14 protein-coding genes are annotated in these 13589 nt (G+C 71.3%); 5 read left to right on the forward strand and 9 right to left on the reverse strand.

Annotated features, from left to right (window positions below):
- Positions 1-275 precede the first annotated feature (275 nt).
- The 7 genes from OG624_RS15480 to iolC form a co-directional block, all read right to left on the reverse strand.
- Positions 276-1106, reverse strand: coding sequence for a helix-turn-helix domain-containing protein (locus OG624_RS15480; protein WP_033222299.1), 831 nt, complete (start codon positions 1104-1106; stop codon positions 276-278).
- Positions 1103-1621, reverse strand: a complete 519-nt coding sequence (locus tag OG624_RS15485) for a DUF6879 family protein (protein WP_033222301.1) — start codon at positions 1619-1621, stop codon at positions 1103-1105. Before OG624_RS15485 ends, OG624_RS15480 begins: the two co-directional genes overlap by 4 nt.
- The gene (locus OG624_RS15490) at positions 1608-1799 is read right to left on the reverse strand and encodes a hypothetical protein (RefSeq protein WP_033222303.1); all 192 of its coding nucleotides are present in this window, start codon (positions 1797-1799) and stop codon (positions 1608-1610) included. The genes OG624_RS15485 and OG624_RS15490 overlap by 14 nt, the downstream gene beginning before the upstream one ends.
- A gap of 165 nt (positions 1800-1964) precedes the next feature.
- Entirely contained in the window at positions 1965-3464 is a 1500-nt protein-coding gene (locus OG624_RS15495) for a CoA-acylating methylmalonate-semialdehyde dehydrogenase (protein WP_033222305.1), read from the reverse strand.
- 11 nt (positions 3465-3475) lie between these two features.
- Entirely contained in the window at positions 3476-5350 is a 1875-nt protein-coding gene (gene iolD / locus OG624_RS15500; protein WP_033222307.1) for a 3D-(3,5/4)-trihydroxycyclohexane-1,2-dione acylhydrolase (decyclizing), read from the reverse strand.
- A complete protein-coding gene (iolB, locus tag OG624_RS15505; protein ID WP_033222425.1) occupies positions 5347-6219 on the reverse strand; it encodes a 5-deoxy-glucuronate isomerase in 873 nt (290 codons plus the stop codon). Before iolB ends, iolD begins: the two co-directional genes overlap by 4 nt.
- Positions 6220-6226: 7 nt before the next feature.
- On the reverse strand, positions 6227-7207 hold the full coding sequence (gene iolC / locus OG624_RS15510) for a 5-dehydro-2-deoxygluconokinase (RefSeq protein ID WP_051763425.1): 981 nt from the start codon (positions 7205-7207) through the stop codon (positions 6227-6229).
- 26 nt (positions 7208-7233) lie between these two features.
- Between iolC and OG624_RS15515 the strand changes: the two genes are divergently transcribed.
- The 3 genes from OG624_RS15515 to OG624_RS15525 all read left to right on the forward strand — a co-directional run bounded on the left by OG624_RS15515 (position 7234) and on the right by OG624_RS15525 (position 9619).
- Complete coding sequence (locus OG624_RS15515; RefSeq protein ID WP_033222310.1) at positions 7234-8148, forward strand: sugar phosphate isomerase/epimerase family protein; 915 nt, start codon at positions 7234-7236, stop codon at positions 8146-8148.
- Between the two features lie 26 nt (positions 8149-8174).
- Positions 8175-9185 carry a Gfo/Idh/MocA family protein gene (locus OG624_RS15520; protein WP_033222427.1) on the forward strand — a complete coding sequence of 337 codons (1011 nt, stop codon included), beginning with the start codon at positions 8175-8177 and terminating at the stop codon, positions 9183-9185.
- A 233-nt stretch (positions 9186-9418) separates the two neighbouring features.
- A complete protein-coding gene (locus OG624_RS15525) occupies positions 9419-9619 on the forward strand; it encodes a helix-turn-helix transcriptional regulator (RefSeq protein WP_030716013.1) in 201 nt (66 codons plus the stop codon).
- A gap of 95 nt (positions 9620-9714) precedes the next feature.
- Here the strand turns inward: OG624_RS15525 and OG624_RS15530 are convergent, their stop codons facing one another.
- Positions 9715-11952 carry an MMPL family transporter gene (locus OG624_RS15530; RefSeq protein WP_033222312.1) on the reverse strand — a complete coding sequence of 746 codons (2238 nt, stop codon included), beginning with the start codon at positions 11950-11952 and terminating at the stop codon, positions 9715-9717.
- A gap of 146 nt (positions 11953-12098) precedes the next feature.
- Between OG624_RS15530 and OG624_RS15535 the strand changes: the two genes are divergently transcribed.
- Positions 12099-12785 carry a TetR/AcrR family transcriptional regulator gene (locus OG624_RS15535; protein ID WP_033222314.1) on the forward strand — a complete coding sequence of 229 codons (687 nt, stop codon included), beginning with the start codon at positions 12099-12101 and terminating at the stop codon, positions 12783-12785.
- Here OG624_RS15535 and OG624_RS15540 read toward each other — a convergent pair.
- Positions 12763-12981 carry a hypothetical protein gene (locus OG624_RS15540; RefSeq protein ID WP_033222316.1) on the reverse strand — a complete coding sequence of 73 codons (219 nt, stop codon included), beginning with the start codon at positions 12979-12981 and terminating at the stop codon, positions 12763-12765. The two genes, OG624_RS15535 and OG624_RS15540, sit on opposite strands and share 23 nt — an antisense overlap.
- 348 nt (positions 12982-13329) lie before the next feature.
- Here OG624_RS15540 and OG624_RS15545 point away from each other — a divergent pair, with 348 nt between their 5' ends.
- Complete coding sequence (locus tag OG624_RS15545) at positions 13330-13563, forward strand: heavy-metal-associated domain-containing protein (protein ID WP_030716022.1); 234 nt, start codon at positions 13330-13332, stop codon at positions 13561-13563.
- Positions 13564-13589: the final 26 nt, after the last annotated feature.

A 13589-nucleotide genomic window follows, 5' to 3' on the forward strand; every position in this document is an offset into this window, starting at 1 on the left:
CTTGTTGTGCCTGTAGCTGACGGCGGACGCACCGGACGCACCGGACGCACCGGACGCACCGGACGCACGGTCAACGACAGCCCGGCGGACGGGTTCCAGCGGCCCGACCTCACGCTTGCAGGCCGAGCACTCGTGTCCGGGCGCGAAGGTCAGGTACTCCCACACGCCCCGATCAAGCTTCGGGGCCTCTGCCGGTTTCACCTTTGCCATGTCGCACCCCTCGCGGTCGCCGTCACTGCGTCGGCAGCAATATTGACCAGGGGAGGTGGGCGTTCCTAGCCCGTTTCCTGTTCCCTCAAGAATCCATCTCGCAGGCTCTCGACGAAGCTCCGCATTCCGTCGCCGGACAAGGCGATTTGCTCGAATCCTTCGAACTTCCGGACGTACATTTCGACGTCTCGCGGGTCCGTTACGACTATCTCGGCGTGGACGGTTTCGACCGTCACCATCCGGTCGTCTCGGACGACAAAGGCGTGATTGGCGATGTCCGTCTGAGGGGCGGACAGCGGCACGACCCTGATGTCCACGTGAGCCAACCTGGACATCGAGACGATGCGGTCGAGCTGTGCGGCCATCATCTGCGGCGGGACGATCCGCCACCGAAGGACAGACTCCGTAATGACGAAGCGCAGCTTCTTCGTGCTGTCGAACAGCACCGCCTGACGCTCAAGCCTGCCGCTGATCGTCCGCGAAAGTGCGTCCTCGCTCAGGTCATGGCGCTGGAGGATGGCGCGGATGTACTCAGGTGTCTGGAGCAACCCTGGCACCAAGGCCGGTTGAAACAGCCTCAGCAAGGCCATTTGAGCTTCTAGGGCCTTAGCCGCCTGCTGGCCCTTGTGGATGCCGGCTCGCTTGAGGAGCCGCCACGCGGTGGCCTCCGTGGTCGCTGCGCGGGCCGCTTCCGTGTACTCCGCCTTGATGGCTTCAGAGACGCCTATGGCGGTGAGGATGCGCTCCACATCCGTGGCGCTCGGGAGGAGGTTGGCGTTCTCAATCTTGGAGAGCTTGGACGGAGACATGAGGGCGCTACGGGCGACCGCTTTGGCTTCCTTGCCGGATGCCTCTCGCAGTGCCCGCAGCGCGGCCCCGAGCTGTGCCTTGTTCACTCGCCGTACTTGGCCCACCAGTCGGTGAACGGCTCCGCGTGGGCGAGTGCCGTTTCCCGGTAGGCGACGTAAGCGGAGGCTTCGCCTTGTGGCAGAACGTCGGCGCCTAGGTACGCCCCGGCGTCGTACCGCATCACGGCCGTGTCCTTGGAGTCGAAGAGCCAGAAGTCCGGAACGGCGTCGAGCGGGTTCGGGGTGTCCGTCACGTCAAGGATGAAAAACTCTTCCCCGCCGGTCATGTTCGTCCGGTAGCCCCACCCCAGCTCGAATCGGAGGTACTCCGTGAGGGGCCGCTTCAGGACGTGCACGCGGTACACCCGCTTGCCCTCGTGCGTGAGCCCCCGGAGTTCTTCGACCCATCCGGCGTTGTAGCCCTCAGGCCGCTTCTGACCGGCCTGGAAGGCGCGGTAGGCGTCAACGTTCCCGGAGCCGCTGTAGTCGTCCAGAGTCTCCAGGCGGAACGCCTCGTGCTGGAACCGCTCGAAGAGCTCGGCCAGGGTGCTAGATGAGGCCATCGGCGATGGCCTTCTTGATCAGCTCGACGGGGATCTCCACGAGAGTTTCGTGAGCGGGAATCTTGAGCCCGTGGTCGTCGGGCGTCTCGCCCTGCACGAGGAACGTACCCCTGTCGGTGGCGTAGATCGTCGGGCAGTCCTTCACGTCACAGGTGCTGATCAGCTTGGTCACCTTCATGGCTCCCGGTTCCCCTCTCCCGCTCGGCGTAGTGCCGCGTTCGATGCTCCCGAGCCCATGACCCCGGGGTCAAGCGATCACGATTGAGAGAACGGGAAACCAGCCCGGACAGCAGGAACCCCCGGCCGGGGGAAGGTGGCCGGGGGCTGCTGGAGGCGGGGCGGGTCAGTGGTTGCGGGGGAAGCCCAGGTCCACGCCGAGGTGGCCCTCGGAGGGGTCCGGCCAACGGGTCGTGACGACCTTGCCGCGGGTGTAGAAGTGGATGCCGTCGTTGCCGTAGATGTGGTGGTCGCCGAAGAGCGAGTCCTTCCAGCCACCGAAGGAGTGGTAGCCCACCGGCACCGGGATCGGCACGTTGACGCCGACCATGCCGGCCTCGATCTCCAGCTGGAAGCGGCGGGCGGCGCCGCCGTCGCGGGTGAAGATCGCGGTGCCGTTGCCGAACGGCGAGGCGTTGATGAGGGCCACGCCCTCCTCGTAGGTCTCGGCGCGCAGCACGCACAGGACCGGCCCGAAGATCTCGTCGCGGTAGGCGTCGGAGTCGGTCTTCACGTGGTCCAGCAGGGACAGGCCGATCCAGTGGCCGTTCTCGTTGCCCTCGACCGTGTAGCCGGTGCCGTCCAGGACGACCTCCGCGCCTTGGTCGGCGGCGCCCTTGACGTACGAGGCGACCTTGTCGCGGTGGGCCGCGGTGATCAGCGGGCCCATCTCGGAGGTCGGGTCGTTGCCGGGGCCGATCTTGATCTTCTCGGCGCGCTCGCGGATCTTCTCGACGAGCTCGTCGCCGATCGCGCCGACGGCCACCACGGCGGAGATCGCCATGCAGCGCTCACCGGCCGAACCGTAGGCCGCGGACACGGCCGCGTCGGCGGCGGCGTCCAGGTCGGCGTCCGGCAGCACCAGCATGTGGTTCTTGGCGCCGCCCAGGGCCTGGACACGCTTGCCGTTGGCCGAGGCGGTGGTGTGGATGTGGCGGGCGATCGGGGTCGAGCCGACGAAGGAGACGGCCGCGATGCCCGGGTGGGCGAGCAGCGCGTCGACGGCCACCTTGTCGCCGTGGACCACGTTCAGCACGCCGGCCGGGAGGCCGGCCTCGGTGGCCAGCTCGGCGAGCTTGTTGGCGGCCGACGGGTCCTTCTCGCTCGGCTTGAGGATGAAGGTGTTTCCGCAGGCCACGGCCAGCGGGAACATCCACATCGGGACCATCGCCGGGAAGTTGAACGGGGTGATGCCGGCGACGACACCCAGCGGCTGGCGGATCGAGGAGACGTCCACCCGGTTGGAGACCGACGTGGACAGCTCGCCCTTGAGCTGCGTGGTGATGCCGCAGGCCAGCTCGACGATCTCCAGACCGCGGGCGACCTCGCCCAGCGCGTCCGAGTGGACCTTGCCGTGCTCGGCGGTGATCAGGGCGGCGATCTCGTCGCGGTTGGCGTCCAGCAGGGCGCGGTAGGCGAACAGCACCTTGGTGCGGGCGGCCAGCGAGGACTGGCCCCAGCTGAGGTAGGCCTCCCGGGCGACCTGTACGGCCGCGTCGACCTCGTCGGCCGAGGCGAGCGCCACCTGGGTGGTGACCTCGCCGGTGGCCGGGTCGGTGACCGGGCCGTAGTTGCCCGACGCGCCCTCGACGGTCTTGCCACCGATCCAGTGGTTGACGGTCTTCATGCCTTGCTCCTTCACAGATGGCGACGTCGCTGCGCGGCTTGCCGGTCGTACTCTTCACGGGCCGTGGCAGCGGCCTTGCGGGTCGCGGTCTCGGCCACAGGAACATCCCACCACGCCTGTGCCGGGGGTGGGCCCGACACAGTGTCGGGCGTTCGGGTCTGTACGTAGACACATGTGGGGCGGGTCGCCGAGCGGGCCTCGGCGAGGGCTTCGCGCAGGTCACGCGTGGTGCGGGCGCGAAGCACGGCCATTCCGAGGGAGCCGGCGTTGGCCGCGAGGTCCACCGGAAGGACGTCTCCCGTATACCCGGAGTCGGGCGCCCGGAAGCGGTAGGCGGTGCCGAATCCCTCACCGCCCACTGCCCCGGACAGGCCTCCGATGGAGGCGTAGCCGTGGTTGTCGAGGATCACCACCTTGATCGGGATCCCCTCCTGGACGGCCGTGACGATCTCGGTCGGGTTCATCAGGTACGTACCGTCGCCGACCAGCGCCCACACCGGGCGGCCGGGCGCGGCCAGCGCGACGCCGATGGCCGCGGGGATCTCGTAGCCCATGCAGGAGTACCCGTACTCCACGTGGTACTGGTCCTGCGACCGGGCCCGCCACAGCTTGTGCAGGTCGCCGGGGAGGGAGCCGGCCGCGTTGATCAGGATGTCGGTGTCGTCGACCAGGGCGTCGAGCAGACCGAGCACCTGGGCCTGGGTGGGCGGGGTGTCCTGCGCCGTCTCCGGGACGGCGTAGGCCCGGTCGACGCGGCTCTCCCAGCGGGCCCGCTCCGCCGCGTACCCCGCTCCGTACGCCGGGTCCGCCCGGTGGCCGCCGACCGAGACCCGGAGCTCGTCGAGCCCCTCGCGGGCGTCGGCGACCAAGGGCAGGGCGGCGAGTTTGTGGGCGTCGTACGCGTCCAGGTTGAGGCCGACGAACCGGACGGCTGGATTCCGGAAGAGGGTCGCGGAGGCGGTGGTGAAGTCGGTCAGCCGGGTTCCGACGGCGATGACGAGGTCGGCCTCCCGGGCGAGCGCGGCGGCGGTGGAGGTGCCGGTGTGGCCGATCCCGCCCACGTCGGCGGGGTGCCCGTAGGGCAGGACCCCCTTGCCCGCCTGGGTGACGGCCACCGGGATCCCCGTGGCCTCGGCGAAGGCGGCCAGGGCCGCACCGGCCTCGCTGTGCCGGACCCCGCCGCCCGCGACGATCAGCGGGCGCGCGGAGCCCCGTACGGCCTCGGCGGCGCAGGCCAGCTCGTGCCGGTCGGGCCGGGGCCGGCGCACGCCCCACACGCGCTCGGTGAAGAACTCCTCGGGCCAGTCGTACGCCTGCGCCTGCACGTCCTGCGGCAGCGCGAGGGTGACGGCGCCGGTCTGCACGGGGTCGGTGAGCACCCGTACGGCCTGCAGCGCGGCCGGGATCAGGGCCTCGGGGCGGGTGATCCGGTCGAAGTGGCGGGAGACGGGGCGCAGGGTGTCGTTGACGGAGACGTCCCCGGCGTACGGGACCTCCAGCTGCTGGAGCACGGGGTCGGCGGGCCGGGTGGCGAAGGTGTCTCCGGGCAGCAGCAGGACCGGGATCCGGTTGATCGTGGCGAGGGCGGCCCCGGTGACGAGATTGGTGGCGCCGGGGCCGATGGAGGTGGTGACGGCGTGCGCGGAGAGCCGACCGCTCTGGCGGGCGTACCCGACGGCGGCGTGCACCATGGCCTGCTCGTTGCGGCCCTGGAGGAAGGGCATGACCTCGGGGCCGGTCTCCAGGAGGGCCTGGCCGACGCCGGCCACGTTCCCGTGCCCGAAGATCCCCCAGGTGGCGGCGATCAGCCGGTGCCGGTGTCCGTCGCGCTCGGTGTACTGGCGGGACAGGAAGCGGACGAGCGCCTGCGCGACGGTGAGCCTCATCGGTGGTCCTCCGTTCGGGAGAAGGGCAGCCGGGAGTCGACGTCCTGGCCGTCCCAGCTGCCGCGGATCCAGCCGTGGTCGGGGTGGTCCCGGATCAGCCACTCCCGGGTCGCGCCCGGCCCGGCCATCACGTTCAGGTAGTACATGTCGTGCCCGGGGGCGGCCATGGACGGGCCGTGCCAGCCGTCGGGGATCAGCACCGCGTCCCCGGTCCGCACCTCGGTGAGGATGTCGGTCTTCCCGACCGGGGAGGGGGTGACGCGCTGGTAGCCGAGCCCGGGGGTGTCCCCGTGCGGGGCGATCTCGAAGTAGTAGATCTCCTCCAGGCGGGACTCCTCGCCGGGGTGGTGCTCGTCGTGCTTGTGGGGCGGGTACGAGGACCAGTTCCCGCCGGGGGTGAGCACCTCGACGGCGATGAGCCGGTCGCAGTCGAAGCCGCCCGGGCCGGCGGCGGCGAAGTTGTTGACCTGGCGGGAGCAGTGGCCCGCGCCGCGGAGCTCGACGGGGACGTCGGCGGCGGGGCCGTACCGGGCGGGGAGCCGCGTCTCGCACCGTGCCCCGGCGAGGGCGAACCGGCCGCCGGCGGCCGACCGGATCTCCGCGTCCGCGTCCCGCGGGAGGTAGACGAAGTCGGTGATGCCGCTGAACACCCCGTCTCGCCCATGCAGTTGGAACTCTTCCGGTCCGCTCCCGAGGCTCTGCCCCGGACCCCGCGCCTCAAACGCCGGCGAGGCCAGCTTCGGCAGAGCCCGGCAGTGGACCTGGCATCCGCCCGACAGGGGGAGCACGATCCACTCGCACTCCCCGGACGTGTGCGCGTACACCTCCCCCGGGGCCAGGTCGAGGACCATCAGCCTCGTCCACTCCATCTCCCACTCAGACACCACCGGCACGTCCGAGCACCTCCTCCACCTCGTGCGGGAACGGCATCGCGCTCGAACACGCCAGCCGTGAGGCGACGATCGCCCCGGCCGCGTTCGCGTACCTCATCACCTTCCCCAGTTCCCACCCCGCCAGCAGCCCATGGCACAGCGCCCCGCCGAACGCGTCCCCCGCGCCCAGCCCGTTGACCACCTCCACCGGCACCGGCGCGACCTCCGCGACCGTGCCGTCGCGGTGGACCGCCAGCACGCCCTCCGGTCCGCGTTTGACGACCGCCAGTTCCACGCCCGCCGCGAGCAGTTCCCGTGCCGCCGCGTGCGGATCCGACGTGCCGGTGGCGATCTCGCACTCCTGCGCGTTCCCCACGGCCACCGTCGCCGACCGCAGCGCCCGCTCGTAGTACGGTTCGGGCTTCTCCCGCCACAGCATGGGCCGCCAGTCCAGGTCGAAGACCGTCGTCCCGGTGCGCGCGCGGGCTTCCAGTGCCGCCAGGGTCGCCGCCCGCGAGGGCTCCTCGCTCAGGCCCGTACCCGTCATCCAGAACACGCGGGCCGCCCGTACCGCCGCGAGGTCCACCTCGTCCACCGCGATCTCCAGGTCCGGTGCCTTCGGCAACCGGTAGAAGTACAGCGGGAAGTGGTCCGGCGGGAAGATCTCGCAGAAGGTGACGGGGGTCGGCAGCCCGGCGACCTCGGCGACCCAGCGGTCGTCCACCCCGAACCCCCGCAGTTCGGAGCGCAGGTACCCGCCGAAGGGGTCCGCGCCGGTACGGGTGATGACCGCGACCCGGCGCCCCAGCCGGGCGGCCGCGACGGCCACGTTGGTCGGGGAACCGCCCAGGAACTTGCCGAACGTCTCCGCCTCGGCCAGTGGTACGCCCGTCGTCAACGGGTAGAGATCCACCCCGATCCGGCCCATCGTGATCAGGTCGAACGAGAACGGATCGCCGGTGCCGGTCACAGTCAGTCCTCCCATTGGTCCTCCACCCTAAGGTGGCCGTTATGACGTCCTCCCCGCCCGCGTTGACGCGTATCCGCATCGGTTCGGCTCCGGACTCCTGGGGTGTCTGGTTTCCCGACGACCCCCGGCAGACCCCGTGGAAACGCTTCCTCGACGAGGTCGCCGACGCCGGGTACGAGTGGATCGAGCTCGGCCCCTACGGCTACCTGCCCACCGATCCCGTCTACCTCGCCGAGGAGACGGCCGAGCGCGGGCTGCGCGTCTCGGCCGGAACCGTCTTCACCGGACTCCATCACGGGCCCGCCGTGTGGGAGGACACCTGGGAGCACGTGTCGCGGATCGCGGCGCTCACCCAGGCCGTGGGCGCGGCCCATCTCGTCGTCATCCCCTCCTTCTGGCGGGACGACAAGACCGGGAAGGTGCTGGAGGACCGCACCCTCACCCCCGCCCAGTGGCGTGAACTGGCAACGCAGACCGAGCGCCTCGGCCGTGAGGTCCAGGACCGGTACGGACTGCGGATCGTGGTCCATCCGCACGCCGACACCCACATCGACACCCCGGAGAACGTGGCCCGCTTCCTGGACGCCACCGACCCAGCGCTCGTCTCCCTCTGCCTGGACACGGGGCACTACGCGTACTGCGGCGGGGACAGCGTGCGGGCCGTGGAGACCTTCGGTGAGCGGATCGGCTACCTCCACCTCAAGCAGGTGGATCCGCGGATCCTCGCCGAAGTCGTCGCCGAGGAGCTGCCCTTCGGGCCGGCCGTGGGCCGTGGGGTGATGTGCGAACCGCCCTCGGGGGTGCCCGCGCTGGAGCCGGTGCTCGCGGCGGCCCAGCGTCTGGGCGTGGACCTCTTCGCGATCGTGGAGCAGGACATGTACCCGTGCGCGCCGGACCGGCCGCTGCCGATCGCCCGCCGCACCCGCGCCTACCTCCGCTCCTGCGGCGCCCGCTGACCCTTCGGAAGGAAGAGGAGTACGAGATGAGCACGCTCGGTATCGCCGTCATCGGCACCGGGAAGATGGGCGCCGATCACGTCCGCCGGATCGGGCGGACGGTGGGCGGGGCCCGTGTGGTGGCCGTGGCCGACCCGGACGGGGACCGGGTCAAGGAGGTCGCGGGCACCCTGGACGGGGCGACGGCGCACACCGACCCGGCGGCGGCGATAGCCGCACCCGGGGTCCAGGCGGTGCTGATCGCCTCTCCCGGGCCCGCCCACGAGGAGGCGATCCTGCAGGCGCTGGAGCGGGAGTTGCCGGTGCTGTGCGAGAAGCCGCTGACCCCGGACCCGGCGGGGGCGCTGCGGGTCATGGAGGCCGAACAGCGGCTGGGGCGGCGCCTGGTGCAGGTGGGATTCATGCGGCGCTACGACGCCGAGTACACGAGGCTGAAGGAACTGCTGGACGCGGGCGGGATCGGGCGCCCGCTCTTCCTGCACTGCCGGCACCGCAATGCCTCGTCGCCGTCGTTCTTCACCAGCGACATGCTGATCAGCGACTCGGTGGTGCACGAGGTGGACGCGGCCCGCTGGCTGCTGGGGCAGGAGATCACCGCCGTCACCGTGCTCTCGCCCCGGCCCACGGCGGCCGCTCCCGAGGGGCTGAGCGATCCCCGGCTGGTGCTGCTGGAGACCTCCGGCGGGGCCGTCGTCGACGTGGAGATCTTCGTCAACTGCGGTTTCGGCTACCAGGTGCAGTGCGAGGCGGTCGGCGAGGCGGGCAGTGCCCGGATCGGCGACGGTCACGCGATGGTGGTCCAGGCGACGGGCCGGTGGGGCGGCGCGATCGACCAGGACTTCACGGTGCGCTTCGCCGACGCCTACGACCGCCAGCTGCGGAGCTGGGTGGCCGCGGCCGGACGCGGCCGGGTGGCGGGGCCCGACGCGTGGGACGGCTACGCGGCGGCGGCCGTCTCCGAGGCGGGCCTCGCGGCGGCACGCAGCGGCGCCCGCTCCGTGGTGGAGCTGACGGAACGCCCGGCCTTGTACCGCTGACGCCCGAACTGGACCTCACCCGACCCCTGTGGCGCTCTTGTCACAGGGATCCCTCTTCTGTCACGTATGTCCGCGTTACGCGGGTCTTCCGTCACAGGAGGTCGACAGCCCCTCCCCTGCCGTCACCAGGCGTCGTTCCCCGGGCACAACCCGAGTGATCATCAGCGTCCACGCGCCGGCTCCCCCGACGGCCTCCCGGCCGGCCCCGCGGCGTGGACAAGGAGGTGTCCAGCATGAGCGACCGACAACTGTGGTCGTACAAGGAGATCGCTGCCCACATCCGGGTCCAGCCGGACACCGTGCGCTCCTACCGCAAGCACGGACTGCTGCCCACGCCCGATCACGTGGAGGGGGGCAAGCCCTACTGGTACGCCGATACCGTGCGCGCCTGGGTGGCCCGCCGGCCCGGGAACCGGGGCCGCCGCGAGGACTGACCTCCTCGGCGCCGGGTGAGGGGACCCCCCGGATCCCCTCACCCACCCCGCCCCCGCGCCCCCGTTCGCCCGCGCCCCCCGTTCGTCCGGGGCCGCTAGGTGCCGGCTCCTACGGGTATCCGGTCCGGCTCCGGCGTCCGGGGCTCGGACTCGCCCTCGCTCAGGCCGAACCTCTCGTGCAGGCGGCGCAGCGGAGCCGGGGCCCACCAGGTGGCCCGGCCGGTCAGCTTCATCACCGCCGGGACGAGGAGGCTGCGGACGACCATGGCGTCCATCAGGACCGCCAGCGCGATCCCGAGCCCCAGCATCTTGGTGTTGGTCACCCGGGAGGTGCCGATGGCCACCATCACCACCGCCAGGATCACGGCCGCCGCGGTGATCAGCCCACCGGTGCGGGCCAGCCCCGTCCGGACGGCGCTCTCGTGGTCCCCGGTCCGGTCGTACTCCTCCTTGATCCGGGAGATGAGGAACACCCCGTAGTCCATGGAGAGTCCGAAGGCGATGCAGAACATCAGCACCGGCAGGGTGGTCTCTATGTCGCCGGTGGCGGTGAAGGAGAGGAGCCCGGAGAGGTTGCCCTCCTGGAACACCCACACCACCGCCCCGAACATCGCGGTCAGGCTGAGCGCGTTGAGCAGCACCGCCTGCAGCGGTATCAGCAGGCTGCCGGTGAGCAGGAACACCAGCAGCAGCGTGGCGAGGACCACCAGGGCCGCCGCCGCGGGCAGCGCACCGGCGATGGCCTGCTGCGCGTCGACGAGGACGGCCGCCTGTCCGGTCACCGAGGTCTTGAAGTCCGCGTCCACGGCGCGGACGTCGTCGACCAGGTCCCGGGCCGTCTCTCCCACGGCCTCGCCCTCGACGGACACCGAGAAGGAGCTGTACCGACCTTCCGCCTTGGAGGCGATCGGCCCGTCGACCCGGATCACTCCGGGCAGGGCGGCCAGCCGGTCCCGGTAGGCCATGAGGCTCTCGGGGCCGGGGGCTCCCTCGGCGAGCACGGTGAGACCGCCGCCGGGGCTGTTCGGGAAGCCGTCGCGGATCTGCTCCTGCACCATGTGCGAGGAGGCGTCCTTCGGGAGCTGCCGGTCGTCGACCGTGCCGAACTTGACGCCGATGAAAGGCAGTCCGAGGAGCAGCAGGCCCACGGTGGTGGCCACGGCGAACACCGGGGCGCGCCGCATCACGAGAGCGGCCGTCCAGCGCCAGCCCTTGCCCGTCTCCGCGGGTTCCGTCGCGGCTGCCTCGGTCCGGCCCCGCCGCCACAGTCTGCGCAGGTCGAGGGCGTTGACCCGGTTGCCGAGGAGGACCAGGGCGGCCGGCAGCAGGATCAGTGCGGCCGCGGCCGCGAGCAGGACCACCGCGACTCCGGCGTAGGCGAAGGAGCGCAGGAAGTACATGGGGAAGAAGAGCATCGCCGAGAGCGAGACGGCGACGGTGAGCGCCGAGAAGAGCACGGTGCGCCCGGCGGTGCGCAGGGTGACCCCGACCGCGGCGACCGGATCGTGCCCGGCGGCGAGTTCCTCGCGGAACCTGCGGACGATGAACAGGGCGTAGTCGACGGCGAGTCCGAGGCCGAGGGCGGTGGTCAGGTTCTGGGCGAAGACGGAGACGTCGGTGACCTCGGTCAGTCCGCGCAGGACGGCATTGGTGCCGAGGATGGCCACGATGCCCACGCCGAGGGGGAGCAGGGCGGCGACCGCGCTGCCGAAGACGAGGACGAGCAGGACGAGGGTGATCGGCAGGGCGATCAGTTCGGCGCGCAGCAGGTCTTCCTGGATGGTCCGGGTGACCTCGCGCTGGACCGCCGCGGGGCCGCCGAGGGAGACGCGCACCGGGCCGTGTTCGCCCTCGAAGCGCGGAGCGAGGCGTTCCAGCGTGGCGGTGGCCGTCTTCTCGTCGCCCTGGACGCGGGCGACGGCGAGCGCCTGCCGGCCGTCCTCCGAGCGCAGCGTGGGCAGCTGGGCGCGCCAGTACGAGCCGACGCCGACGACCCCCCGTTCGGCGGCGAGTGCGGTGGTGAGCCGTTCGGCTTCGGCGGCGACGGCGGGGTCGTCGACCCCGCCGGTGCCCGCAGCGGAGTCGACGAGCAGGAGCAGGTTGGGCTCGGAGTCCGGGAATTCCCGCTCCAGGGCCCGTGTGGCGTAGGTGGACTGGGCGCCCGGGTCCTCCCAGCCGCCACTTCCCAGCCGGTCGGCGACGCCGCCACCGGCGACCACGGCCAGGGCCGTGACCAGCAGGGCGAGCAGCAGCGTGAGCCGCGGCCGGGCCGTGACGAACCGGGTCCACCCCGCGTCCGCCCCGGAGGACGGCGGCTTCTTGACTTCGGACATGACTCGGTGTCCCCTTCACCGTGATTGCCAGGCCACTTAGACTGGCAAACACGAGCAGTCGCTCGCGTTTTTCAAGAATGCGAGCGATCACTCGCGTTTGTCAATCACCCACGGGAAGCAGGGGATTGGACATGCCAGGGACACGCATGGGCAAAAACACCGAAAAGGGCATCGAGGACTCCGAGAAAGAGACCGACGACACCACCGCCACCGGCACCACCGCGCCCCCGCGCCGCCGCCAGGCCCGCGGCGAACGTCGGATCTCCCAGCTGCTGGCCGCCGCCGCCGGGGTGTTCTGCCGTACCGGCTACGCCTCGGCCAGCACCAACGCCATCGCCCGCGAGGCGGGCGTGTCGCCGGGCACCCTCTACCAGTACTTCCCCAACAAGGAGGCCATCGCGGTCGAGCTCGGAGGCCAGCTGCTCCAGCGCGCTCACGAGACGCACGGGCAGGCCTTCCGCCCCGAGAACCTCCGGCGTCCGCTGCCCGAGCTGCTCGACGCCGTCCTCGACCCGGTCATCGCCTTCAACTGCGAGAACCCGGCTTTCTGGGCGCTCATGCACGGCACCGGCGTCCCCGGCATCGCCCAGGAGCACGAGGAACTGCACGTCGGCCTGCTCGCCCGGATCGAGGCCGTGCTGCGCGACTTCTGCCCCGAGGCCTCGACCCAGGAGCTCGCCCACATCTCGAACATGATCCTGGGCATCTTCAAGTCGTCCCTCGACCTGATCCTGGCCCACGAGGGCGAGGAGCGCGCCGCCTACACCGCCGAGCTCAAGACCGTCCTGCTGCGCTACCTGGAGCCGATGATCACCACGACTCCCGGTCACTGACCCGCCCGGCCCGGCCGACCCGCGCCGCCTCGGCGCCCACCATCGGGCCCCGCGCGCGGGCCGGCAGCCGCAGCCCCACCGGCAGCGCCGCCGAGCCGGCCCGTGCGCGCCCGCTCGGCGTCGGCGACAGGGCGACGATCGGCCCGAACTCGCCCACCGCGCGCACCGCGCCCGCCGCGCCCGCCGCCGTCACCACGGACCCGAACCGGCCCTGAAGGCTCCCGTGCGTCCGGTCCGATCAGGATGCCGAGCAGGACCTCGAAGGCCACCGGAGGGGCCGGGATCCGCCGCGATGCCCCGTGGGCGAGCAGCGGCGCGAGAACCGGGGCCGCGCTATCACGACGGGGCTTCCCGAGTGATCCATGTCAGCCATTCACGCACAGTCCGCCCATACCGGCCGGTTTTCCCACGAGGATCGAAAGACCGGGAGCCGATACTCGCTTTCATACCCCCCAGGGGTATAGTCTCGAAGTGTCGGGAGCACGGTGGAGCCATCGGCCACCCCTCCCGGTGACCGGCACACGCCCCTGAAGAGGAGAACGACATGACCGCCGAGACGGACACCCAGACCACCACCGTCTACCGGGTGACCGGCATGACCTGCGGACACTGCGAGGGCGCGGTGACCACCGAGATCTCCGCCCTGCCGGGCGTCAGCACCGTCAAGGCCGTCGCCGCGACCGGCGAGGTCACCGTGGTCTCCGCCGCCCCGCTCGCCGACGAGGACGTCCGCGCCGCGGTGGACGAGGCCGGCTACGAGTTCGTCGGACAGGTCTGAGCGGCCCGCCCCACCCGCACGACACC

The sequence above is a fragment of the Streptomyces virginiae genome (assembly GCF_041432505.1).
GTDB lineage: Bacteria > Actinomycetota > Actinomycetes > Streptomycetales > Streptomycetaceae > Streptomyces > Streptomyces virginiae_A.